Origin of the sequence: Sodalis sp. (in: enterobacteria) (assembly GCF_047607725.1) — a bacterium.
GTDB lineage: Bacteria > Pseudomonadota > Gammaproteobacteria > Enterobacterales > Enterobacteriaceae > JBLKSS01.
On sequence record NZ_JBLKSS010000035.1, the window covers coordinates 1 to 991 of the forward strand.

At 57.3% G+C, this 991-nt stretch carries 1 protein-coding gene and 1 pseudogene (1 of these 2 cut by a window edge); one reads left to right on the forward strand and one right to left on the reverse strand.

Annotation, left to right across the window (positions count from 1 at the left end; genetic code table 11):
- Positions 1-108, forward strand: a 108-nt coding sequence (locus ACMX3H_RS04175; protein ID WP_415209556.1) for a transposase domain-containing protein, incomplete at its 5' end; no start/stop codon positions are given.
- 13 nt (positions 109-121) lie between these two features.
- Here the strand turns inward: ACMX3H_RS04175 and istA are convergent.
- Positions 122-991, reverse strand: a pseudogene (gene istA, locus ACMX3H_RS04180) (IS21 family transposase) (its annotated part continues 97 nt past the right edge of the window); the annotation flags it as partial.

Sequence of the window (991 nt, forward strand, 5' to 3'; positions counted from 1 at the left end):
GTGGAGCCGGAAGCGTATCTGCGCCATGTGCTGGCGATTATCGCGGATCATCCCATCAACAAAATCAAAGAGCTCCTGCCGTGGAACCTCACCATCCCTGCTGAATAACTGTCAATACGGCGCTGGGCGTACGCTTACGCTCGAAGCGTTCAAGGCGACTTTGTCTGCCGTAATGACGCATCGGGCGCAGATTCAACTCATGATTGAGTTCTCGTATCGCCTGGTTGAGTTCGGCCAGCAAGTAGAACGTACGTTTACGCAACCGGGCCAGCACCCAGCGTTCTACCCGCTGCACGGTTGATTCTGCCTTCGCCTTGTCTTTCGGTTTTCGCGGGCGTGCCGGTAGCACCACTGTCTCATAGTGATTTGCCAGCGCCTGGTAGCTCTGGTTTATGACCGGCTCATAGCGGTCAGGGGTGCTGACAGCGCAGCGCAGATTATCAGGTATCAGCAGCTCCGGAACCCCACCCATGAAGTGCAGGCAGCGGCTATTGGCGTTGAGCCACGATGCCATGTCTTGGCCTTCGCAGACTTCGATATACGCATAACCTGATACGCCCATGGCAGCGACGAAGATAGCGGCCTGGCGTACGCTACCGGTCGCAGGGTTGACGATAGGTACGGTGGGGCCACAGAAGTCGATGAAAAGCTTTTCGCCGGCCTTGTGCTCCATGCGCATGGAACGCCGCTGCTTCTTTTTCCAGTCACGGAACAGTGCACAGAACTGTGAGTAGCCGAGGGCATCACCCGCCCACGGCGGCCTGATATTCCATCCAGAGCAGCTGTTTGGTCACGCCCTTGCGGCTTAACTCGGTATCGATATCAAGTCAGCTGGGTAAGGTCTTGATAGCCTTGCCGGATTTGCCGGGATAGAGCAGGTGGTCGAGGTCGACGGGGGACAGTTCCGCCGGCAATAGCCAGACCAGGTTAGCTACCGTGAATCGGCCGAGGATATCGTGCANTGTGKTACAGCYGATGCCGAGCGCTGCTG